The organism is Anaerolineales bacterium, assembly GCA_019637755.1.
In the GTDB taxonomy this organism is placed as follows: Bacteria; Chloroflexota; Anaerolineae; order Anaerolineales; family UBA11579; genus JAMCZK01.
Map to the genome: position 1 here is coordinate 1,122,324 of JAHBVC010000001.1, position 21,071 is coordinate 1,143,394.

At 60.8% G+C, this 21,071-nt stretch carries 23 protein-coding genes; 13 read left to right on the top strand and 10 right to left on the bottom strand.

What is annotated here, in order from left to right; translation table 11 throughout:
* The first annotated feature begins 37 nt into the window (after positions 1–37).
* Genes KF821_05485 through holA form a run of 3 tightly spaced genes read left to right on the top strand, consistent with a single transcriptional unit; the run spans position 38 to position 2,446 of the window.
* Positions 38–961, top strand: a complete 924-nt coding sequence (locus tag KF821_05485; GenBank protein ID MBX3005262.1) for a hypothetical protein — start codon at positions 38–40, stop codon at positions 959–961.
* The gene (locus tag KF821_05490) at positions 961–1,464 is read left to right on the top strand and encodes a hypothetical protein (GenBank protein MBX3005263.1); all 504 of its coding nucleotides are present in this window, start codon (positions 961–963) and stop codon (positions 1,462–1,464) included. The genes KF821_05485 and KF821_05490 overlap by 1 nt, the downstream gene beginning before the upstream one ends.
* Before the next feature lies 1 nt (position 1,465).
* Positions 1,466–2,446 (top strand): DNA polymerase III subunit delta, encoded by a 981-nt coding sequence (gene holA, locus KF821_05495; protein ID MBX3005264.1) that lies wholly within the window; start codon positions 1,466–1,468, stop codon positions 2,444–2,446.
* On the opposite strand, the gene KF821_05500 is transcribed toward holA, so the two are convergent.
* The gene (locus KF821_05500; protein ID MBX3005265.1) at positions 2,447–3,544 is read right to left on the bottom strand and encodes a hypothetical protein; all 1,098 of its coding nucleotides are present in this window, start codon (positions 3,542–3,544) and stop codon (positions 2,447–2,449) included. It abuts the gene before it with no gap.
* Positions 3,545–3,569: 25 nt separating this feature from the next.
* Here KF821_05500 and KF821_05505 point away from each other — a divergent pair, with 25 nt between their 5' ends.
* From KF821_05505 to KF821_05515, 3 genes are all read left to right on the top strand, one after another.
* Positions 3,570–4,115, top strand: a complete 546-nt coding sequence (locus KF821_05505; protein ID MBX3005266.1) for an adenine phosphoribosyltransferase — start codon at positions 3,570–3,572, stop codon at positions 4,113–4,115.
* A 169-nt stretch (positions 4,116–4,284) separates the two neighbouring features.
* Positions 4,285–5,505 carry a glycosyltransferase family 4 protein gene (locus KF821_05510; GenBank protein ID MBX3005267.1) on the top strand — a complete coding sequence of 407 codons (1,221 nt, stop codon included), beginning with the start codon at positions 4,285–4,287 and terminating at the stop codon, positions 5,503–5,505.
* Positions 5,502–7,349 (top strand): glucosyl-3-phosphoglycerate synthase, encoded by a 1,848-nt coding sequence (locus tag KF821_05515; GenBank protein MBX3005268.1) that lies wholly within the window; start codon positions 5,502–5,504, stop codon positions 7,347–7,349. Before KF821_05510 ends, KF821_05515 begins: the two co-directional genes overlap by 4 nt.
* On the opposite strand, the gene KF821_05520 is transcribed toward KF821_05515, so the two are convergent.
* A complete protein-coding gene (locus KF821_05520; protein MBX3005269.1) occupies positions 7,346–8,668 on the bottom strand; it encodes a hypothetical protein in 1,323 nt (440 codons plus the stop codon). The genes KF821_05515 and KF821_05520 overlap by 4 nt on opposite strands.
* Positions 8,628–9,212 (bottom strand): 3'-5' exonuclease, encoded by a 585-nt coding sequence (locus KF821_05525; protein ID MBX3005270.1) that lies wholly within the window; start codon positions 9,210–9,212, stop codon positions 8,628–8,630. Before KF821_05525 ends, KF821_05520 begins: the two co-directional genes overlap by 41 nt.
* A 60-nt stretch (positions 9,213–9,272) precedes the next feature.
* On the opposite strand from KF821_05525, the gene KF821_05530 reads away from it, so the two are divergent.
* Positions 9,273–11,111: a hypothetical protein gene (locus KF821_05530; protein MBX3005271.1), complete on the top strand. Its 1,839-nt coding sequence runs from the start codon at positions 9,273–9,275 to the stop codon at positions 11,109–11,111.
* Positions 11,112–11,115: 4 nt separating this feature from the next.
* On the opposite strand, the gene KF821_05535 is transcribed toward KF821_05530, so the two are convergent.
* The 7 genes from KF821_05535 to KF821_05565 form a co-directional block, all read right to left on the bottom strand.
* Positions 11,116–11,622 (bottom strand): SRPBCC domain-containing protein, encoded by a 507-nt coding sequence (locus KF821_05535; GenBank protein MBX3005272.1) that lies wholly within the window; start codon positions 11,620–11,622, stop codon positions 11,116–11,118.
* A gap of 81 nt (positions 11,623–11,703) precedes the next feature.
* Positions 11,704–12,987: an NAD(P)/FAD-dependent oxidoreductase gene (locus tag KF821_05540; GenBank protein ID MBX3005273.1), complete on the bottom strand. Its 1,284-nt coding sequence runs from the start codon at positions 12,985–12,987 to the stop codon at positions 11,704–11,706.
* Positions 12,984–14,003, bottom strand: a complete 1,020-nt coding sequence (locus KF821_05545) for a flippase-like domain-containing protein (protein MBX3005274.1) — start codon at positions 14,001–14,003, stop codon at positions 12,984–12,986. The genes KF821_05540 and KF821_05545 overlap by 4 nt, the downstream gene beginning before the upstream one ends.
* A gap of 25 nt (positions 14,004–14,028) precedes the next feature.
* Positions 14,029–14,712 carry an SCO1664 family protein gene (locus tag KF821_05550; protein MBX3005275.1) on the bottom strand — a complete coding sequence of 228 codons (684 nt, stop codon included), beginning with the start codon at positions 14,710–14,712 and terminating at the stop codon, positions 14,029–14,031.
* 26 nt (positions 14,713–14,738) lie between these two features.
* The gene (locus KF821_05555) at positions 14,739–15,266 is read right to left on the bottom strand and encodes a DUF3090 domain-containing protein (protein MBX3005276.1); all 528 of its coding nucleotides are present in this window, start codon (positions 15,264–15,266) and stop codon (positions 14,739–14,741) included.
* Between the two features lie 28 nt (positions 15,267–15,294).
* The gene (locus KF821_05560; protein MBX3005277.1) at positions 15,295–15,900 is read right to left on the bottom strand and encodes a histidine phosphatase family protein; all 606 of its coding nucleotides are present in this window, start codon (positions 15,898–15,900) and stop codon (positions 15,295–15,297) included.
* Between the two features lie 3 nt (positions 15,901–15,903).
* On the bottom strand, positions 15,904–17,319 hold the full coding sequence (locus tag KF821_05565; GenBank protein ID MBX3005278.1) for an AAA family ATPase: 1,416 nt from the start codon (positions 17,317–17,319) through the stop codon (positions 15,904–15,906).
* 100 nt (positions 17,320–17,419) lie between these two features.
* Between KF821_05565 and KF821_05570 the strand changes: the two genes are divergently transcribed.
* The 6 genes from KF821_05570 to trpS all read left to right on the top strand — a co-directional run bounded on the left by KF821_05570 (position 17,420) and on the right by trpS (position 21,033).
* On the top strand, positions 17,420–17,677 hold the full coding sequence (locus KF821_05570) for a hypothetical protein (GenBank protein MBX3005279.1): 258 nt from the start codon (positions 17,420–17,422) through the stop codon (positions 17,675–17,677).
* 2 nt (positions 17,678–17,679) lie between these two features.
* On the top strand, positions 17,680–18,018 hold the full coding sequence (locus KF821_05575; protein MBX3005280.1) for a type II toxin-antitoxin system PemK/MazF family toxin: 339 nt from the start codon (positions 17,680–17,682) through the stop codon (positions 18,016–18,018).
* A gap of 55 nt (positions 18,019–18,073) precedes the next feature.
* Positions 18,074–18,646 carry a sigma-70 family RNA polymerase sigma factor gene (locus KF821_05580; GenBank protein MBX3005281.1) on the top strand — a complete coding sequence of 191 codons (573 nt, stop codon included), beginning with the start codon at positions 18,074–18,076 and terminating at the stop codon, positions 18,644–18,646.
* A gap of 14 nt (positions 18,647–18,660) precedes the next feature.
* Positions 18,661–19,017, top strand: coding sequence for a hypothetical protein (locus tag KF821_05585; protein ID MBX3005282.1), 357 nt, complete (start codon positions 18,661–18,663; stop codon positions 19,015–19,017).
* A 69-nt stretch (positions 19,018–19,086) separates the two neighbouring features.
* The gene (locus KF821_05590) at positions 19,087–19,662 is read left to right on the top strand and encodes a hypothetical protein (protein ID MBX3005283.1); all 576 of its coding nucleotides are present in this window, start codon (positions 19,087–19,089) and stop codon (positions 19,660–19,662) included.
* Positions 19,663–20,037: 375 nt separating this feature from the next.
* On the top strand, positions 20,038–21,033 hold the full coding sequence (gene trpS / locus KF821_05595; protein MBX3005284.1) for a tryptophan--tRNA ligase: 996 nt from the start codon (positions 20,038–20,040) through the stop codon (positions 21,031–21,033).
* Positions 21,034–21,071 lie beyond the last annotated feature (38 nt).

Consider the following 21,071-nt stretch of genomic DNA (forward strand, 5'->3'; position numbering starts at 1 on the left):
GTGTATGATCACATAGAGCCGAGGAGGCGATCAATTCATGGATATTGGCAAAGTACTTTCACGCGCATGGGAGATCATTCGCACACACAAGGTCTTGTGGATCTTTGGCATTCTGGCCTCATGCGGCTCGCGTAGTGGCGGCGGCGGTGGCGGCAGCAATTTCAGCAGCAGCAACAGCGGCCAGGGTATGACCCCGCCGGCCGAGTGGCAGCCTTACCTTGATAACCTTGAACGCAGCTTCCAGACCATTCCGCAGGAGCGCTGGCTGCTGATCGGCTTGCTGGTGGTGGCCGCGGTGCTCCTATTGGCGGTGATCACCTGGCTGGTCGGCCTGTATGGCAAAGCTGGCCTGACGGTGGGCACGCTGCGCGCCGAAGCGGGCAGCGCCGTCACCTTCCGCACGGTCTGGCAGGAAACCTGGGGCCAGTTTGACCGGGTAGTGGCGTTGAATTTTGTGCTGGCGCTGCCGCCGGTAGTGCTCGGCCTGGTGTTCGCCTTCATCGCCATCGCTACCTTGGGCATCGGCCTGCTGTGCCTGATCCCGCTGGGCTGCCTGGCGCTACCGCTCAGCTTGGCCTATGCCGTCTTTGGCGATCTGGCCAACATTGCGCTGATCAAAGAGCGCCTGGGTGTGCGCGCCTCATTGGAGCGCGGCTGGGAGGTGCTCTCCGGCAATATCGGCCCACTGGCCGTGCTGGCGCTGATCCTGATCATCGGTGGCTTTCTGGTCAGCCTGTTGCTGGCCGTTCCGTTCTTCATCGCTGCTGTGCCGCTGCTACTGGGCGCCATCAACGGCGATGCCATGCGCAACATCAGCGTGGCCCTGATCTGCGTGGTGGTGGCGCTGCCCTTCCTGATCCTGGCGGGTGGTATCGTGCAAAGCTACCTGCAAGCCGCCTGGACATTGGCCTACGCTCAGCTCACCGCCGTGCCGGCCAGCAAGCGTATCAAGAGCGCCTAATGCGTGGGGTGGACGCCGCCGGAATCTCGCGCCTGCGGCGCAATCACGGCCTGGAGCACGCCACGATCCATGTGCTCAGCCGCAGCCAGCCGCGGGTGGCCACGGCGGGCTATTCCAACCCGGGCGGCTTTTGGCTGCTGGGTGAACTGAGCACGGAGGCGGTGCAAGCGGCGGTGATGGAAGCGCTGCGCCGCCTGCAAGCCGGCGAACGCCAACTGGCGATCCACCCCAATTGCGGCACCAACCTGGTGACCGCGGGGGTGGCCGCCGGGCTGGGCAGCGCCTTGGCGCTGGGCACTGCCCGCGATGATCGCCAGCGGCTTGAACGGCTACCGCTGGCCTTCGTACTGGCCAGCGCGGGCCTGCTGCTGGCGCGCCCGCTGGGCACACGCCTGCAACAATACGTCACCACTTCGGGAGACCCGGGGCGCCTGCACATCACCCGCATTCAGCGCAGCCAGCTCGGCACGCGTACCCTGCACCGCATCGATACGGCAGATTGATATGGCCGCCAAACCACGCGTATACATCTTCATGGGTGCGGATGACAGTGCCATCCGCAGCGAGGTCAGCAAGCTGATCAGCAAACTGGGCGAGCCGGCCACGGCGGAAATGAACACCACACGGCTGGAGGGCAACCCCTCCCTGGATGCCCTGCGCCGTGCGGCGTTGGCCGCGCCCTTTTTGGCCGAACGCCGTCTGGTGATCGCCAGCCAGGTATCCAAAGCGTTCACCAGCGCGGAGGCGCGCAAGCCTTTCGTGCAATTTCTGGATGAGCTACCCCCCAGCGCCGCGCTGGTGCTGCTTGAGAATAGTGTGCTGGAAGACAAGCACTGGTTAATGAAATGGACGGATGGCGCCGAAGGGCGCGGGTTTGTGCGCGAATTCAATCTGCCACAGGGCGCCCAACTGGCCAACTGGCTGGTGGTGCGCGCCCGTGAGCTGGGCGGCGAATTGCTGCCGCCGGCCGCGGCGGCGCTGGCGCAGTTGCAGGCCAGCGACCGGCAGGCAGCCGAGAACGAGCTGCATAAATTGCTGGCCTATGCCGCTTACCAGCGCCCGATCAGCGTAGACGATGTGCAGCGTGTGTGCCTCTCCAGCGGCGAACACGGCGATTTCTTTGCTCTGGCAGATGCGCTCAGTGCCAACAACGGCACGCGCGCCATGCAAGCACTGCTGCCCCTGCTGGAAGAGCGCGATCTGATCCTGCTGTATTTCAGCATGGTGGGGCACTTCCGCGGGCTGCTGCAAAGCCGCGATCTACTGGATGCCGGGCGCAACGAAGCAGACATTGCCAAGCAACTACACATGCATCCCTATCGCGCCAAAAAACTGGCCGCGCAGGCGCGCTTATTCTCGGCCGCGACGCTGGAACGCATTTATGCACGCCTGCAGGCCTATGATGAGCAGATCAAAACCGGGGAGATGGAGCCTGCGCTGGCGATGCAAACGTTTGTGGCCGAATTGAGCCTGGCCAACGCCTGATCAACGCTCAGTCAAGCTCCAGACTTGGCGAAAGTGCTCGCGATACTGGCTGGCCAGGGCTTCGCTGTAAATGATCAACGTATTTTCATCGTTACGCCGTTCGGCATTCGAGCTGAAGTTGTACGAGCCCATCACCACGATGGCATCATCCACGATCAGCACCTTGTCGTGCAGATTAACCCCGGCCTCGTCAAGGTAAACCGCCACGCCATTGCGGCGCAGGTGCTCGTATTCGCCGCCCTGATTGCCCACCTGGGCATCATCGATCACGCCATACACTTCCACGCCACGCTGGTGCGCCGCCACCAACGCATCGCCGATCTCATCCAGCGTGATCGAGAAGGCCAGGAAGTACACTGTGTCTTCGGCGCTGTCGATCACGTCTACCAACGCGGCGGCCACGCGATCATCCGGTGAAAAGTAGGTTTGGATCTCCACATCGGCAATCGTCACTTGCGGGTAGGGGGTATTGTCGAGGGTGATCTCACCAAAGTAGCCGCGCACAAACATCTCTTCAAACTCGGCGGTGTAATTGGCGGCCACTTCGGCAGAACGCAGGCGCAGCAGGTTGTTGCGATTGCCATACATGTCGCTGACGGTGTAATTGGTTGACCCGGTCCAGACCTCGTAGCCATCGATGACGGTGAATTTATTGTGCATGTAATTGGGGCTGGTATCCGCCACGATCGGGATGCCCGCGGCGGCCAATTCGTCGAACTCACGCCGGCCGCGGTTATCGGCCTCGACCACCAGGCGCACCACGACGCCACGCTGCTGAGCGGCCAGCAGCGCATCGCGCACGCTCCACAAGTTGAGATCATAGATCGCCATGTCGACGCTACTGCGCGCCTGGTCGATCGCTGCCGCCAGCAGTTCATCCGGGCCGCCTTCCACGGCGCGGGCGCCAGCGGCGTACGGGTCAGTGAAGTAGGCACCCAGCCAATCCGCTGGCGGGTTGGCCGGCTGCGGCGTTGGCGGGTTAGGCTCGCCAGGGGTTTGCGCCGCGGGGCGCGCCCCCAGCTGGGCCAGCGCGGCGGGGGCTGCGCAGGCAGTGAGGAGCAGTAGCCCGAGGGCGGCAATACGCAAAGGGAAGGACATGGCCGAGATTATATATAATGAGGCGATGAGCAAGACCTATCCGGTCGAAGTGGCCGGGCTTACCCGCCAACTGCCCCTGTTTGAAGTGGCCCCGGGGGTTACCATCGCCATTCTCAATATCCTCGGCGATGTGGAGTTGGTACGCGCCTGCGCGCAGGCGCTGGCGGCACGCTTGGCTACACATCCGTACGATGTGCTGGTAAGCGCCGAAGCCAAGAGCATTCCGCTGGTGCATTGCCTGGCCGAAGAAACTGGCAAGCCGTATGTGATCCTACGCAAGAATTACAAATCCTACATGGGTGACGCCATCTCGGCGGAGACGGTTTCGATCACCACGAATGCCACGCAAGCCCTGTACCTCGACGCCAAGGATCGCGCCCTGGTGGCCGGGCGCCGCGTGGTGCTGGTAGATGATGTCGTGAGCACAGGCTCGACCCAGAAGGGCATGCGCGCGGTGATGGAAAAAGCCGGCGCCGAGGTGGCGGCTGAGGCGGCCATTTTCACCGAGGGCGATGCTGAAAAATGGGCGCAAGTGATCGCTCTGGGGCACCTGCCGGTTTTTAGTTCGTAATCATTTAGTTATCGTTCAGCCGGGGGCTGGTAGCTGACGGCCAGGTGCTATACTTTTCTCAGGTTCACTGCCTTGTTTGTGCTCGCAAGAGCATTCCTAAAATGTAGTCTCTTCCGCTTTGCTGCCACGGGGCACAAAGACTGCCCGCAATGGGCGCCATCAAATCGTTATGAATACCATCGCCCTCCTTCATTATTCTGCGCCGCCTGTGGTCGGCGGGGTGGAAAGCGTCATGGAGCACCATGCGCGCCTGTTGACCGCGGCTGGACATACGGTGCGGCTGGTGGCCGGCCGCGGCCAGCCCACCGACCGGCGCATTGCCCTCTTCAAGATCCCGTTGATGGATTCGCGCCATTCGCGCGTGCTGGCGGCTAAGCAAGCGCTGGACGCCGGCCGCCAGCCGGCTGGCTGGGCGCGCTTGGTGAACGATATCCAGCAGCGCCTGGCGGATGCGCTGGCCGGCGTAGAGCTTGTCATCGCTCACAATGTGGCCTCGCTACATAAGAATCTGGCCCTCACTCAGGCGTTGTACCAGCTAGCCCAACAACCCGGCTTCGGGCGCCTGGTGTTGTGGCACCATGATGTGGCCTGGGGTGCGCTGCGCTACAACACTGAGCTGCATCCTGGCCCCCCGTGGGAGCTATTGCACACACCGTGGCCCAACGCCACCCACGTTACCATTTCGGCGGCGCGCCAAGCTGAGCTGGCCGCTCTGCTACAACTACCCCGCGAGGAGATCCGCGTGATCCCCAACGGCGTCAGCCCGCGGCTGTTCTACAAGCTGGGCCGCACGAGCATCGGGCTATTGCAAAGGCTGGATCTGCTAGCCGCCAGCCCGCTGCTGCTGATGCCCGTGCGGCTGACGCGCCGCAAGAACATCGAGCTTGCTTTGCACACTCTGGCGGCGCTGCGCACAAAGATGCCCGCCGCACGGCTGCTGGTGACCGGCCCACTGGGGCCGCACAACCCCGCAAACCAGAGCTATTTTGAAGCGCTACTGCGCCTGCGCGCCGAGCTGGGCTTACAGGCCCACGCCCATTTCCTGGCGGAGCACGTAGAGGGCTTCATTCCGGATGAAGTCATCAGTGACTTTTACCAACTGGCCGATGCACTGTTCTTTCCAAGCCAGGATGAGGGTTTTGGCATCCCGCTTTTGGAAGCCGGCCTGGCTCAAATCCCCGTGTTCTGCTCCGCCATTCCGGCCCTACAAGAACTCGGTGCCCAGGATGTAAGCTACTTTGCGCCGGATGCAAATCCCGAGAGTGTGGCGACACTGATCTACGACCAACTACAGGCCAGCGCTACCTGGCGGCTGCGGGCCCGTGTGCGCAGCCAATACACCTGGCAACAGATCTACACGCACCATCTGGCCCCACTGGTGAGCCCATGAAAGCCATTCGAAAATCGGATCTGTTGCGCTCGATCGTGCTGCCTGTGTTTTCCGGCAGCGCTGCCGAGCTGCCGGCCAGCCTGGCGCGCTTGCTACCCGGCGAGCCGCTGCAGTGGCTCGGTATCGTGCGCGTCAGCCCAGACGAATCGCTCAGCACAGCCACCGCCGCCGTACGCCAACTGCGCGAGCAGATGCGCAGCCTGCCGGGTGCTCAGCCGCCGCTCCCCACCCTGGTGGCGTACAATCCTTGGCAAGAGCTTCTGCGCTGGGTGTTGGATGAAAAGCCTGATCTGCTGATCCTGGAGTGGCCGCACGCGCTGGAGCAACTGGGCGTTTCTTTGGATACGCTGCTACAAGAGCTGCCCTGCAACCTGGCGCTGGTGCGCGGCCCGCTGCCGCGCAAGCTCAGCAAGATTCTGGTGGCGCTGCGCGGCGGGCCATTTGCCGAACTGGCGCTACGCCTGGCGCTCACCCTGGCGCGCGGCAGCGGCGCCCGCGTGCAATCGCTGCACGTGCGCTCCACGCGCACACCCGCCCAGCCGGCCGCGCGGCGCGTGATCGCCCAGCGCGAGGCCGCCTTCCGCGGTTTGCAGCAAGTATTGCAAAACTTGCCTGAGGTAGAGCAACGCCACAGCGCAAGCAGCGACCCGGCCGGTGCGATCATCCAGGCTTCACGGCGCAGCAGCCTGACGCTGCTGGGTGTGGCCGCGCACCTGCCGGCCAGCGGCCACTCGTTTGGCCGCACCGTGCAACGCGTGCTGGCTGAAAGCGCCGGCAGTGTGATCCTGGTGCGCTCCAGCCAGCCGGTGCCCAAGGGGCGCCTCACTGAGCGCGCCGGCCAAAGAGCCATCTCGGTACTGGTGGATAAATGGTTCGCGGAGAATACCTACCACGCGGATGAGTTTGCCAATCTCAAACAACTCGTGGCGCTCAAAGAGCAGCAGGGGCTGACGGTCAGCCTGGCGATGCCCTCATTGAATGAAGAAGCCACCGTGGGCAAAGTGATCCGCACGGTGCAGCGCGCCCTGATGCAGCGCGTGCCGCTGGTGGACGAGCTGGTCCTGATCGACTCCGGTTCCACCGATCGCACCCGCGCCATCGCCGAGGAGTTGGGGGTGCCGGTGCATGTGCACCAGGACTTGCTGCCGGAGTACGGCGCCCGCAGTGGCAAAGGCGAAGCGCTGTGGAAGAGCTTGTACGCCACCCGCGGCGACATTGTGGCCTGGATCGATACGGATATCGTCAACATCCATCCGCGGTTTGTCTACGGCCTGCTCGGCCCGCTGCTGGTCAATCCTCAACTGCAATTCGTCAAAGGTTTTTATCGGCGGCCACTACGGCGGGGGCGCCACCTGAGTGCCGGGGAAGGTGGCCGGGTGACCGAGCTTACCGCGCGCCCCTTGCTTAATCTGTTCTATCCAGAACTCTCCGGAGTGGTACAGCCGCTCTCGGGCGAATATGGTGGCCGCCGCGTCGCGCTGGAGAAGCTGACGTTTTACTCAGGCTATGGAGTGGAAACAGGCCTGCTGATCGATGTGCTGGAGAAGTTCGGCCTCTCGGCGATTGGCCAGAGCGATTTAATGGAGCGCATCCACCACAATCAAAGCCTGGAAGCGCTGAGCATGATGTCTTTCGCCATCATCCAGGTGGTGATCCACAAGCTTGAGCGCCGCAAAGGGCTGGAGCTGCTGGAGGATGTGAACAAGACGATGAAGCTGATTCGCTACACCGGCGAACGCTACGCCCTGGACGTACAGGAGATCAACGAACAGTCGCGCCCGCCGATGCTCTCCCTGCCCGAATACAAGCGCGCCGCCAGCCGCCTGCGCAAGAGCGGGCACTAGTCTGCCGGGCTGGACATCTCATCCATATAGGCTTTGATGCTGGGCACACCGCTCAGACGCGCATAGTAGAAATTGTTCACCAGGTTGATCACCTCGGCCCGCGCCGCTTCGGCGCGCTGCGACAGGGGCGCCCCGGTATGTTCGCGCGAAAGCGCATCACGCAACTGCAAGAGCTCGCGCACGATCTCTTCTTCCTCTGCCCCTTCCAACACGCGCACCACCGACAAGATCAACTGATCCGTCTGCGCCAGCAGGTGGCTTAACTCCACCGCCGAATCGGGCTGAAAGCAATCATCGATGGTACGGATCAGCGACCAGACTTGATAAAGCACCGTCGCCGGCTCATCAAACAATTCGCGTAAAAACGCCGCATCGCCATAGCGTCCGGTGAGGCGAAAGATGTTGTACATGCGTTTGGCCGCCTTGCCAAAATTACGATCTTTGGTGACGTATTTGCGCACCTCTTTTTCAAGCTGGTGCACATATTCATCCAAAGCGTTGCTATCCACCTGCTTGGCCAGCTTGGTGAAGAGCGGGATCGACTCGGCCTCTAAATAGACCTCCTGAAAGTACGGGTCCAGATAGCCATCCAACGGCGTCAAGGTGCCATCCGGCGCCTCCCAGGTTACATCCAGCATGTTGCTGGCGTTCACCAATTGCTTGCGCACCGGGTCTACCACCACCCAATCCAGCTTGCACCAGCCGGGTTGCTCGGCGGCCTGCTCCCACGTGATGAGCAGCGGCTGGCCTTGCAGGTCTTGCATGTCCAACTGGCCGGCTTGCAGCTCCGCCGGGCTCCACGAGATCGGCGAGCCCTGGCTGAGCTCACGGCCCTCGCGCAATACCGGCTGCGGGTAGCTGCCAAACTTCACTTCCATCAGTTGGTAGGTGGGGCCGCGCAGAGTAGATACTGCCTTGGCGCGGATCAGCTCTGCCAGGGTTATGCAAGCAGCCTGGCGCGTTGCAGCCAGGATATTAATGCGCTCAAAGTAATCGGCATCTCCCGGATAGGTTTGGATTTTGGATTGTGCGGCTGAGCCGGAAAGCGCCAGGGCGGTTTCCACCTTGCCGGGCACATCCATAAACTCAACCAAGCGGCCAATTTTGCGAAAGTGTTCCAGATCGGCGGGGCTAAAATCGAGCATGCTCAGGCGGTGGCCAAACACGCCGGTTTTGGCATCCAGGACTACATCATCCCCATCCGAAGTAAGCGCCGCGGCGGTTAGCCATTGCCGCGCCTCGGCTTCATCGATCTGGACCCCCAGGCGCTGGGCCGATTCAATAATGCGTTGCAGATCCTGATTCGTTTGGCTGTCCATGGCGCTCCTCAATTTCCTGCAGTATCGCGGCAAACAACTGGGCCCCCTGGCGGGCATCTTGCTCAGCATTGTGTTGCAGTGTATCGGTATAGCCATAGGCGGCGCTGACTGCCTGAAAGCTGGTGGCATCCCAGGCCACGCCGCGCAAGCCAAAGTACACCGCCTTGATATCCAGGGCGCGGTGCCCAAAGGGGTTGCTGCCTAGATAGTAGTGCAAATAATCATTGACGAACATCCAATCGAAGGGCGCATTGAAGGCCACAAAAACCGGCGGCCGTTCGCCACATTGCGCCTGCACCCAGGCCACAAAATCCTGCAGGGCGTGCTGCGCTGGCCGGCCGTGTGCAACCAAGTGCGCCCAATCGAGCTGGTGTATCTGCGCCGCTTCTTGCGTCTGCCCGGGTTTGTCAGGCTGCAATTCAACATAAAAGGAACGCGCCGGGTCTTCCACCAGCGCGGCGCCGATCGATAGCAAGGCGTAGCTGGCAGGATTGGGCCCGGCGCTTTCCACATCGACACAGATATACACGGGGGCGGCCTGCATGCGCGGATTTTAACATGCGGGCGCGGCCTGGGTGCGCCTTGTATAATCGTGCGCATGTTGATGCCGCGTTCCCCTTGGTTACTGATCGCTCTGTGTACTTTGTACCTGGCCGCTTGTGGCGCAGCCCAACCCAGCGCCACTGCTACGCCCCAACCCAGCGCCACACCCGAAGGGCCGCAAACACTCAGCATCTGCCTGGGGAACGAGCCCGCTTCGCTCTATTTGTATGCCGATAACTCCAGCAGTGCCCAAGCCGTGCGCCAGGCGATCTACGATGGCCCCTTTGACTGGGTTGGCTACCAACCGCAGGGGGTGCTCTTTGATGGCGCCCCGCAAGTGCGCACGCAAAGTGTGACCGTGCGCCAGGGCGACCTGGTGGTGGATGCCGAGGGCCGCTTGGTGACTCTGGCAGCGGGCGTGGTTCTACGCAGCGGCGATTGCCGCGAGGGCGACTGCCTGCTGACCTATAGCGAAGGGGAGGTGCAGGTAAGCCAACTGGCGGTCACCTTTACCCTGCGTGAGGGGCTGGGCTGGTCAGACGGGGCGCCGCTCACTGCCACCGACTCGGTGTACGCGTTTGAAGTCGCTGCGGCAGCCGAGACCCCAACCGACAAAGAGATCATTCGCCGCACAGCCAGCTACAGCGCCAGTGACGCACGCACGGTCACCTGGGTCGGCGTGCCGGGCTATCTGGATGCGCAAGCAGCCACGCGCTTCTGGTCGCCGCTGCCACAGCATGCCTGGGGTAGCCTCCCGGTGGCCGCATTGGCCGGCGAGGAGCAGGTGGCGCGCCGCCCGCTGGGCTGGGGGCCGTATGTAATCGACCAATGGATCGCGGGGGAGCAGATCCAGCTACGCCGCAATCCAAATTACGCTGGCCCCGCGCCGCACTTTGCTGAGCTGCGCTTCGTGTTTATCGGCCACAATGCCAACACCGCAGCGGCGCTGGCCGATGGGCGCTGCGATCTTTTGTTGCCCTCCAGCGGAGCCAGCGAAGTGGCCGACGGGCAAAACTTCCCCATTGAGCAAGACCAGTGGTTGCATCTGGTATTTGGCATCACGCCGCAAGCGTACGATGATGGCTACAACGTCTATGCTGACCGGGCCGATTTCTTTAGCGCGCCCGCCATGCGCACGGCCTTTGCACAATGTATTGACCGTGAAGCGATTGCGGCAGGCCTGGGTGGCCGCCTGGCCAATAGCTACCTGCCAGACAGCAGCCCCTATGCCACTGCGGCCGCGGCGCTGCCCGCTTTCGATCCGGCGGCCGGCGCCGCCAGCCTGGAAGCGCAGGGCTGGCGCCTGGGCGCGGATGGCTGGCGCAGCGCGCAAGGCTTTGCCGGGGCGCTGTTCGGCCAGGCACTGGAAATGAACCTGGCCGTGGCCGAGAGTGACCTGGCGACGGCTGAACGCGTGCAAGCCAACCTGGCAGAGTGCGGCGTTAAGGTGAACCTGCAGGCCTTGCCCACAGAAGAGCTATTTGCCACCGGCCCGCAAAGCCCCGTGTTTGGGCGTAATTTTGATCTGGCCTTATTTGCCTGGCCGTTTGGCGAGCAGCCGGCCTGCTACCTGTTCCTGGGAGACGCGGTGCCTGGCACCGATTGGAGCACCCACGCCTATGGTTGGGGCGGCTGGAATGTGAGTGGCTGGCAGGATGAGGCTTTTGATAGCGCCTGCCGCAGCGCGCTCAGCCACCTGGCCGGAACGCCGGACTATGCAGCGGCGCAGCAGGCTGCCCAGGCGATCTTTGCCGAGCAGTTGCCCGCCCTACCGTTGGCGGTGCCGCTGGGCTACGTAGTGGCACGCGCCGATTTTTGTGGGCTGGAGCCGGATGTGCAAGCAGGCAGCCGTTTGCTGCAGAACCTCGAAAGCTACGGCTACGGCAGTTGGTGCCAATAACTACTCAATAGGAACTAACGCGCTCAACGTAATTACTGAAGTCAGGATAGTTGTCCCAGTCGATAGGGCCATTTTCAACTCGGTAGGCCAATAGCGGCAGAACGATCTGCCCCCACGCACGGCGGAAGTAGGCCACGCGCTCAGGCCATTGCCCACCCGTACCAAAACCATGATCTACAAGGCGCACTCGGGTGTGTCCAGCGTCTACTGCATCGATGCGGATGACAACTTGCGTACGCTGATTGCGCACTTCCGCCAACGCGGGCGGAGCGTTCCATGTAAAGGAAAGCATACTGGGTTGCTCCAGGGCCAGAAACACCATTTCCTCGCCGCCACGCAGCCCGGGCGGCTGCTCTAGGTCAAAGTAGATTTCATATGCACCACCGGGGCGCAAGTCCACCTTGCAGGCGGGAGCGAAGAAGGAGCATATGCCCTCTTCGGTTGTCCACAGGGTCCAAACCTCTTGCGGAGTTGTAGCGACAGTTACTTGTAGCCGTATTTCTTCGTCCATCTCGTCCTCTCCCTTTAGCCCGATGTGATTCCACCCTTAGAGCCACCCCCACTCTGCCTGGCCAGCTATCCTCTCAGGGGGTTATGCTTGCATGAGCCGGGCAGCCTTGCGGCCAATCTCTACGGCAAAATTCGTGCCGCGATCCCAGGGGTAGACCTGGCTCATGCTGGCAAAGTACAAGCCGGGCATGGGCGTTGCAATCTCAGGGATATTGCGAGAGTGGTTCACCAGCGGTACCGGCTGGGCGTAATTGGTCTTATGCACCCACACCTTCTTGATCCAGCTGCGTTCAAAGGACGGATTGATGCGTTGGATGCCCGGCAGGAAGCATTCGAGCAATTGCTCATCACTGAGTGCAAAGTATTCGTGGCCTAGCTCCAGATAATCGCCACAATACAAGATGTGGTCACCGCCAAAGTGCTCGGGGGAGACATAGTTGGTGTGCTCCACCAGCGCCAGGAACGGGAAGCCGGCGCTCTTGGGGATGTTGTACCAGTAGTAGCCCTGCGCCGAGAGCTGGCGGTCAATACTGAGCGTCATCACCACCGCGCCCATGCTCTTGAGATCGAGCAGACCGCGCAAATACTCCTGGCTGAGCTCGGGCGCCAGTTTAGCGAGCAGTTGTGGGGATGTGGTGACCAATACTTGATCAAACTGATGGGGCTTGCCGTTGACGCGCAGCTCCAGCTGGGCGCCAGCTTGCGTGACGCTCTCCACCGTGGCGCGCAGCTCAAAACCAACGCCGATCGCTTTTAGCTTTTTGGCAAATTGGTCAGCAAAAGCCTGGAAGCCGCCCTTATACGTGCCGAGCCGCGTGGTGCGCGCGTGCAAGCGCGCCCACAGCCAAGCCATATTGACCTGCTTTGCAAATGGGCCAAACTTGCCCTCGATGAGCGGCAGCCACATGCTTTCATACACGCGCGTGCCCGCCCATTTGCGCATCCACGCGTCGACGGTGCTGCGCTCCAGCGGCTTCCAGTTGTTGGTGATGCGCAGGTACAGGCCCACCAGGCCAAAACGAATCTTGTCTAACCCCCAGCCCAGCCCAGGGTACAGCAGCGCGGCCGGGATCGAATCAAATGGATAGAACTTGCCGTTGTAATACATCACCGTGTATGGCCGCGGGAAGATGACATTCTCACTAAGGCCGAGCTCATCGATCAAGCCCAGCATGTGCGCATCGCTGGCAAACCAGTGATGGTAGAACTTTTCCAGGCTCCACTCCCAATGTGTCTCTTTGAAACCGGAGGCCAGGCCGCCAACATGGCCGGCCGCCTCAAAGATCGTTACCTGATGGCCAGCCCTGGCCAAGTCATACGCGGCGGCCATGCCGCCGAAGCCCGCGCCGACGATAGCGATCTTCATGCGCTCTCCGTCGCGGGCACTTCGCCCCATTTGATGCCCTCTCTAGCCAGGTAATAGGCGCCCAGCAAGGTGATCGGCAGCCATAGCGCAATATGCAGCACAAAGGTATAGCTGGTGGCGACTTCTTTCGGCACGCCATACGCTTCGAGGATGGCAATGCCGGGCGCATCAAAGGTGCCGATGTAGCCAGGCGCCGAGGGGATCGTGGTAGCCAGATTGACAACGCCGTTCATCAGCATGAGTGCAAAGAAGCTCACCTCAAAGTTAAAGGCGTGCATCACGAACCAATACTTGCCCGTCTCCAGCAGCCAGATCACCAATGAGCTGATGAACACCATGATGACTTCAACGGGCGAGCGCAGCGCTTCCAGCCCGCCGAGGAAGCGGTTGCCCACCTCCAACACGCGGCCACGGAAACGCGCCGGCACCAGCCGCGCGGTGAGCCAGGCCAGCAGGCGCTGGCTGGCGCTCGGAAACATCGCCGCCAGCAGGAAGACGGCCAGCGCGCCGACGAACAGCAGGCTCCCCCACACGGCAAGTTGTTGAATGCTGAGGCCGGCCACCAAGCCGCCGCCCATCTCGGCCAGCTCGCCAAGATTGACAAAGATAAACGCCAGCATGACCACGCCGTCAAAAATACGCTCGACGATGATGGTGGCGAGTGACGCAGATACGGCCACCCCTTCTTTGCGCTTAAGGATCACAGCGCGCAACACTTCGCCAGCGCGGGCGGGATAGACGTTGTTGCCCATGTAGCCGATGGCGACGATGGGGAACATGGTGCGTGTGGGTACAGACTTCAGCGGGCGCAGCAAGTAATGCCAACGCCAAGCGCGCGCCCACACCGCCAGAAAATACACGCCGATACCCGGCAGTAGCCACACGTAGTTGGCCTGGCGCACCTGCTGCCAAAAGTCGCCAAAGTGCATGTTGCGCAGCACCAGATACAGGAACAGCACACTGATGCCGATGCCCAGCCAGAATTGCCAACGAAATGTAGATTTTGCTTTGCTCATGAAGATTGCATTCTAGCCCATCCCGCTAGACCGGCGGCCAGGGCATGTAGCGCTCATCCTCGGGTGGCTGCGGGAAGTGGGGTGCGGCCAGCAGTGCCGCGGCGCGCTGGCGTAAGGCCTCCAGCTCGGCTGGGCTGAGGTAGGCGGCCAGCTGGCTGAGCAGCTGGCCGCCCGCGGCCAACGCGGGCTGCAACTGGCGCACGGGTTCCAGTAACTCTGCAGGGATCGGCTCCCCGGCAAAATCCCAAATCACGGTGCGCAGCTTGGGCTCTTCGTGGAAACAGATACCGTGATCGATCAACCACAGATGCCCATCCTCCCCCAGCAGAACATGCCCACCCTTGCGGTCCGCATTATTGGCGAGCAAATCAAACACGGCCGCTGGGCGCAGTTGCTGGCGCACAGCATCTTCGAATGTGAAGTAATGCAACTCAGGGTCATGAGCGACGCGCAACTGCAAGGAGCCGGGGCCAAAGGGGCCATCGGCGCGCAGCACGGTGGGCGGAACCAGCGCCCAGCCCAGCGCCTCGCTGAGCAGGTAGGCAGCCACCTCGCGGCCCGCCAGCGTCTCTGGCGGGAAATCCCACAAGGGCTGCTCACCCTTCACCGGCTTGTAGACGGCTTCGAGCTCGGCGCCTACGCGCACCAGGAAGGTGTAGTTAGAGCCCCAGGTGAACTGGCCCTCCAGCGTCAGCTCCCCCGTCTGCAAGACCGATAAAACGTGCAGGCCCGCTCCTAATGCTTGTGGCCGTTCTTCTTTACACAGAAGTGACCCGCGGGGTCCATCGGCTCGCCGCATTGCGGGCAGGTGGGCCGGCCGCGCGAGGCGATCTCGATACCCCAGTTGGCCATGCTACGAATCTGCGAGCGCGTGCACCATAGGCGCGCGATGTAGAGATCGTCCTCGCTGGCATCCGGCGAATCCGGTGCCTCGCGCAACTCTACGGCCACCAGATCCTGCTCGGGGTCATAGCCCAGGCCAATCTCAGCGGCGCGAAACAGTGCGTCCACCGGCGGGTGAATGTGCATCAGGTCTTCGTCAAAATCAGCAGAGGCGTTGGGTAGGTCGGCATGCTGGGTGTTCAGCTCAGCCAGGAACTGCTCAATCGCCACGGCCAGGCTCTGCACCTGCACCTTCTCAACGATGGCGGCGACGATGCGCTCTTCCTTCCAGGCTTGAATATAGAAGACGCGCTGGCCCGCCGGGCCAATTGCGTCGGTAGTGATATGGTCAACCGGGCGGAGTTCAATGGTTCTAGACATGGCGCGCAGTATAGTCCTTAATCGAAGTTTAGTTCTCGGGTGCAGTCCAGTTCAAACGCTCGAGCATACTGCGGCCCTCATGCAGCACCAGCGTACTGACCGAAGCGGTGCTAATCTGCAAACGCTGGAACTGGTCGAGCGGCATGCCGGCATAGTGAGCAATGATCAGCTTGATCGGGTCAGCATGCAGTACGCAGGCAATCGTATCTTTGGGTTTGTGCATCGCACGCAACGCTTCGATCTCGGTTACCAGACGGGCTTGCTGCTCCAACATGCCTTCGCCGCCAGGGAAACGGAATACGGAGGGGCGGTTTTGCAGCACAGCCCAACGTTTGTCTTTCTGCAGCGTCTTGAGCAGCTTGCCTTCCCATTGGCCAATGTCGCTTTCCAACAAACCCTTGCGCTTGACGATGGAGAGCTTGTTGGCGGCGGCCAGCGGCTGCGCGGTCTCGACCGCGCGCTCCAGCGGGCTGCTGTAGATGGCAGTGAGCTTGACGTGCTGCAGGCCAGCGGCCAGCGCCTGAGCCTGAGCTTTGCCGCGTGCATTCAGATGCACGCCGGGCAGGCGCCCGGCCAGGCGGCCTTTGGCTACGTATTCATTCTCCCCATGGCGGATCAACAAAACAGTGGGCATAGCTTAGTGGTTTCCTCCGGCTTTGTGGCGAGACTTCAATGTATCTGCCGTCTCTTTGCTAGGCGTGGGCACTTCTTCGCTGCGCGTGATGCCAAGCGCCTTACGCTGGGCTTCACGCCAACGCGCCAGCCGTTCTTTGACTTCAGCCTCGTACCCCTGGTCAGACGGGGTGTAGAAATACGTACCAAGCACACCCGTGGGCAAGTATTGCTGCGGGGCAAAATGGTCAGGCGCATCATGCGGGTAGACGTAGCCCTGGCCGTGGCCAAGAGCTTTGCCATCGCGGTTTTTATCTTTGAGCGGGTCGGGCACTTCCACCATGCCATCGGCCTCGATCTTCTGATAGGCCGAGAAATAGCCCAAGCTGCTGTTGGACTTGGGCGCGGTGGAGAGGTAGATCACCGCGTGCACGAGCGGGAAGATGCCCTCAGGCAAGCCGATGTAATCGAAGGCCTGAGCGGCGGCGTTGGCCACCACCATACCCATCGGGTCACCCATGCCAATATCCTCGCCGGCCAAAATCAGCAAACGGCGAAAGATGAAGCGCGGGTCCTCGCCTGCGTAGAGCATCTTGGCCAGCCAATAGAGCGCCGCGTCGGGGTCGGAACCGCGCACAGACTTGATGAAGGCAGAGATGGTGTCATAGTGAGCGTCGCCGTCTTTGTCGTATAAGACAGCGCGGCGCTGGATCGACTCTTGTGCCACGGCGAGTGTGACGTGAACGACACCATCCACGGCAGGGGTGGATTCCACCGCTAGTTCCAGCGCGTTGAGCGCATTGCGCGCGTCACCGCCGGCAACATGGATCAGGTGCTGCGCCGCCTCCTCATCAAACATGACTTTGCGCGTGCCGTAGCCGCGCTCAGGGTCTTGCAGTGCCTGTTCCAGCACGCGGCGCACATCCTCATCGGAGAGGGGGCGCAGTTGGAAGACGCGCGAGCGCGAAACCAGCGCCCCGTTGACCTCAAAGTAGGGATTCTCGGTGGTGGCGCCGATCAGCGTGATCGTGCCGTTCTCGACATGCGGCAGCAGGGCATCTTGCTGGGCTTTGTTCCAGCGATGCACCTCATCCACAAATAGGATCGTACGAACACTATGCAAACGGCGGCGTTCGCGCGCTTCTTCGATAACCGCTACCAAATCGGCCTTGCCAGTCATCACCGCTGAGAGGGTAACGAAGTACGACTGGGTGTGGTTGGCGATCACCATCGCCAACGTGGTCTTGCCCGAGCCTGGCGGCCCCCACAGCAGAATCGAGGAGAACAGCCGGTCCGCGGCGATGGCGCGGCGCAGCAGCCGCCCCTCACCCAAGATGTCATCCTGGCCGATGTACTCGTCCAGATTGCGTGGGCGCATACGGGCAGCCAGCGGACTTTCGCTAGCTAGGCGCTCCTTGAGCGCGTGGTCGAACAAATCCATAAGTAGAACGATTGTACTGCACCGCTCTCGCCCCACCCACACAAGAAGGTTGTTTAATGCGGGCTACGCGTATACACAATCAAGTTGTGTATACTACGGCATGCCCAAACATAAAGTACAACGCGTACAAATTCTGCTGGAACCACGCCAGCAAGCCTATTTGGCACGAGTTTCCAAGAAAAGCGGGCGCAGTATCTCTGCCCTGCTGCGCGAACTGGTGGACGAGAAAATGAATGCCAGTAGCGATGCGAGCCTGATGCGCGCGGCACGTGAGTTACAAGGCATCTACCAGACCGACAATGAATTGAACGCCTTCAGCAGCCTGGATGCAGCGGATTGGGAAGACCGCTCCGAATGAGCCTGCAAAGGGGTGAAGTATGGCTGGTGAATCTGGACCCAGTGATCGGGTCTGAGCTTCGCAAAACCCGGCCTGCAGTCATCGTAAGCCGGAATGCGATTGGTGCCTTGCCCCTACGCGTGGTCGTGCCACTCACCACCTGGCAGGAGCGCTTCACTCAAGCGGTGTGGCTGGTACCTATACAGGCTGGGCCTGGTAAAGGGCTCAAGCAAAAATCAGCCGCAGACACCGTACAAGTGCGCTCCGTGAGCGAAAAACGCCTGGTCAAACGCTTGGGGAAACTCCCCAACGAAGACATGCAACGCATTGCCGCCGCTCTGACAATTGTCTTGCAGCTTTAGCGCCAAAGCATATTTCCTACAATATTCTGCGCCCTCGTTCGTCTTCATAGGTAAGATGAGCGAAGGAATTGGCTTGGTAGCCAGCCCGATGGCCGACAAACACCTCTCTGAAACCGTGGAACAGCACGAACCGCGGCTGCGCCGCTTTATCGAAGCGCGCGTGCCGGATGTGCTGGACGCCGAAGACATTCTGCAGGATGTTTTCTACGAGCTGGCCCGCGCCAACCGGCTGCTGGTGCCCATCGAGCACCTGAGCGGCTGGCTGTTCCAGGTGGCGCGCAACCGCATCACCGACTTGTTCCGCAAGCAGGCGCCCGAGCGCATCCGCGAACTGGACGCGGAAGACGAGGACGGCGAGGGCCTGCTGCTGGCAGAGATCCTGCCGGCGGCCGAGGATGGCCCCGAAGCCGCCTATGCGCGCAAGCTGGTGCTGGCCGAACTGGAAGTGGCACTGAGCGAGCTGCCTGACGAGCAGCGTTCCGTGTTCGTGGCACACGAAGTAGAAGGGCGCAACTTCAGCGAGCTGGCCGCCGAAAGCGGCACCAGCCTCAATACCCTGCTCTCTCGCAAACGCTATGCCGTGCTGTATCTACGCAGACGTTTGGCACATCTTTATCAAGACTTCTAAAAAAGGAAATGGACATGCAAGAACGTACTCAATTCAACATTGCCAAAGGCATTCGCATCGGCATCATGGTGGCGATCGGCCTGACGCTGTTCGTGCTGGTGGGCGGCTTTGTGGTCAGTGGGCTGTGGAACTGGCTGCTGCCCGAACTGTTCGGCTGGCCGCAGATCAGCTTCTGGCAGGGCATTGGCCTGCTGGCGCTGAGCCGCATCCTCTTCGGCGGCGTGGGCGGGCCAGGCGGCCCTGGGCGCCGCGGGCCCAAGGGCAAACACGGCCGCACATGGGGCCCGCCCTGGGCGGACCTGAGCGCTGAGGAGCGTGAGCAGATAAAGCAACAGATCGCGCAGGCCAAAGACGAAGGCAAGACCATGTAACCAAAAAACAGCGCCCCTATGGGGGGCGCTGTTTTTTGGGTATAGTAAGGTTAATTGAGGGGAGCACACATGGCCAGTTCAAGTTCCACTACAACTGCTTTTACTTATGGAAAACAAGGAGCCGAATTTGGTGCACTACTTGCGCTTGGATACTATCTTGTTGTAGTGGCTCTGCTGACTGCAGTCGGAAATGCGGATAAAGCAGAGCTCTTCTCAATAGCTCCAATACACACATTCCTTTCATTTGCAGTAGTAGGCTTGGTTGCAGGACTTCCTGCAACGCTTGCAGCTATGAGCCTTGGATTTATCACGGGTTTGGCTATTCCCAAGCTACTGGCTATTGTCGGGCCACGAAGCAGATGGCAGTCAGCCCTTGTAGGAGTCATATTTAGCGGTGTGATTACTCTGGCCATTTTGGGAGGGTTTGGCTTTCGTTTAGAAGCAATTGTTTGGCTTGAAGTGCCATTACTTATCTATGTTGCAGCCACAACCTATCTCTCGATGAGATTATTCAGCAACAAAGATGCAGTCAATAATCTACTCCCAAGGATTAAAGGTCACCCTGTGATTATCTGGTTTGTAGTAGCTGGCTTTGCCATTTTAATATTCTATTTTTTGATAGACGTGATTGCAGCCTGGTTTTAACAATCGCCTGCGAGACGCGTGTAAAATAGCGTCACGGAATAAGTAGGCTCTGAACCGTTGGCACAGAAAGCTGGAACGCTGAGACCCAGCCCAACGCCGGAGCCGAATGGGCCCGTGTGCTGCGTAGCAGCGCGGAAGTTGCTGTGCAACTTCCATCCAGTACACAACAAAAAAAAAGCGGCTTGCGCCACGGCGCAGGCAACTGAGGTGGCACCGCGGGCTAACGCTCGTCCTCAGAGCAAACTAGTTTGCTCTGAGGACGAGCGTTTTGTTTCGGGCTCACAGCACGAATGATTCGGGATTGCTTCGTCGGCTGTATATACACATGCAGCCTCCTCGCAAAGACGGAGACATGGACTTTCAAGGAGTACGGAAATGAACGCAACAAAAACTAAAGGACGCATCCTCACCGGCCACCGCCCCACCGGGCCGCGCCACATCGGCCACCTGGTGGGCACGCTGGAGCAATGGGCCAAGATGCAGGATGACTATGAGTGCTACTTCCTCATCGCGGATCTGCATGTGCTCACTACAGATTATGAGCACCCCGAGCGCATCCAGGAGAACATCATCAACGTAGTGGCCGATTGGCTCGCCGCGGGCATTGACCCGAGCAAGGCCACGCTGGTGCGCCAATCGGCGCTGGCACAGCACGCCCAGCTCTCGCAACTCTTCGGCATGATGACCACGGTAGCGCGGCTGGAGCGCGTGCCCACCTACAAAGACCAGATCCAGAACCTGGGCCTCAACCCCTCCTTGGGCTTGCTGGCCTACCCCGTGCTGCAAAGCGCTGACATCTTGGTCTACAAAGCCAACCTGGTGCCGGTGGGCGAGGATCAGTTGCCACACATCGAGCTGACGCGCGAGATCGCCCGGCGCTTCAATACGCTGTACGGTGAAACCTTCCCCGAGCCCGAGGGCCTGCTGACCAAGACGGCGCGCCTGCCAGGCACCGACAATCGCACGATGCACAGCTCCTACAACAATGCCATCCGCTTCATCGAGAGCGAAGAAGACACCACCAAGAAGGTGATGAGCATGTACACCGATCCCACCCGCCTGCGCGCCAGCGACCCTGGCACCGTGGAGGGCAATCCGGTCTTCGAATATCACGATGTCTTCAACCCTGATAAGGATGAGGTTGAGGACTTCAAGACGCGCTACCGCCAAGGCAAAGTAGGCGATGTAGAGGTCAAAAAGAGTTTGGCCGCGGCGTTAAATACCTATCTGCGCCCGATCCGTGAACGCCGTGCGGAATTCTTGAAAGACCCCGCCAAGGTGGTCAAAATCCTGGATGAAGGCACCGAGAAGGCACGCCCCCTGGTGGAAAGTACATTCAATGAAGTAATGAAGAAAATGGGGCTCCACTAGGGTGTGAAGCCACACAACCAAAAGCACCTGTCTCTGGC

Excerpts from the sequence above, each read along its gene's own strand:
- KF821_05485 (MBX3005262.1), top strand. The coding sequence starts at position 38 with ATGGATATTGGCAAAGTACTTTCACGCGCATGGGAGATCATTCGCACA.
- KF821_05490 (MBX3005263.1), top strand. The coding sequence starts at position 961 with ATGCGTGGGGTGGACGCCGCCGGAATCTCGCGCCTGCGGCGCAATCAC.
- holA (MBX3005264.1), top strand. The coding sequence starts at position 1,466 with ATGGCCGCCAAACCACGCGTATACATCTTCATGGGTGCGGATGACAGT.
- KF821_05500 (MBX3005265.1), bottom strand. The coding sequence starts at position 3,544 with ATGTCCTTCCCTTTGCGTATTGCCGCCCTCGGGCTACTGCTCCTCACT.
- KF821_05505 (MBX3005266.1), top strand. The coding sequence starts at position 3,570 with ATGAGCAAGACCTATCCGGTCGAAGTGGCCGGGCTTACCCGCCAACTG.
- KF821_05510 (MBX3005267.1), top strand. The coding sequence starts at position 4,285 with ATGAATACCATCGCCCTCCTTCATTATTCTGCGCCGCCTGTGGTCGGC.
- KF821_05515 (MBX3005268.1), top strand. The coding sequence starts at position 5,502 with ATGAAAGCCATTCGAAAATCGGATCTGTTGCGCTCGATCGTGCTGCCT.
- KF821_05520 (MBX3005269.1), bottom strand. The coding sequence starts at position 8,668 with ATGGACAGCCAAACGAATCAGGATCTGCAACGCATTATTGAATCGGCC.
- KF821_05525 (MBX3005270.1), bottom strand. The coding sequence starts at position 9,212 with ATGCAGGCCGCCCCCGTGTATATCTGTGTCGATGTGGAAAGCGCCGGG.
- KF821_05530 (MBX3005271.1), top strand. The coding sequence starts at position 9,273 with ATGCCGCGTTCCCCTTGGTTACTGATCGCTCTGTGTACTTTGTACCTG.
- KF821_05535 (MBX3005272.1), bottom strand. The coding sequence starts at position 11,622 with ATGGACGAAGAAATACGGCTACAAGTAACTGTCGCTACAACTCCGCAA.
- KF821_05540 (MBX3005273.1), bottom strand. The coding sequence starts at position 12,987 with ATGAAGATCGCTATCGTCGGCGCGGGCTTCGGCGGCATGGCCGCCGCG.
- KF821_05545 (MBX3005274.1), bottom strand. The coding sequence starts at position 14,003 with ATGAGCAAAGCAAAATCTACATTTCGTTGGCAATTCTGGCTGGGCATC.
- KF821_05555 (MBX3005276.1), bottom strand. The coding sequence starts at position 15,266 with ATGTCTAGAACCATTGAACTCCGCCCGGTTGACCATATCACTACCGAC.
- KF821_05560 (MBX3005277.1), bottom strand. The coding sequence starts at position 15,900 with ATGCCCACTGTTTTGTTGATCCGCCATGGGGAGAATGAATACGTAGCC.
- KF821_05565 (MBX3005278.1), bottom strand. The coding sequence starts at position 17,319 with ATGGATTTGTTCGACCACGCGCTCAAGGAGCGCCTAGCTAGCGAAAGT.
- KF821_05570 (MBX3005279.1), top strand. The coding sequence starts at position 17,420 with ATGCCCAAACATAAAGTACAACGCGTACAAATTCTGCTGGAACCACGC.
- KF821_05580 (MBX3005281.1), top strand. The coding sequence starts at position 18,074 with ATGAGCGAAGGAATTGGCTTGGTAGCCAGCCCGATGGCCGACAAACAC.
- KF821_05585 (MBX3005282.1), top strand. The coding sequence starts at position 18,661 with ATGCAAGAACGTACTCAATTCAACATTGCCAAAGGCATTCGCATCGGC.
- KF821_05590 (MBX3005283.1), top strand. The coding sequence starts at position 19,087 with ATGGCCAGTTCAAGTTCCACTACAACTGCTTTTACTTATGGAAAACAA.
- trpS (MBX3005284.1), top strand. The coding sequence starts at position 20,038 with ATGAACGCAACAAAAACTAAAGGACGCATCCTCACCGGCCACCGCCCC.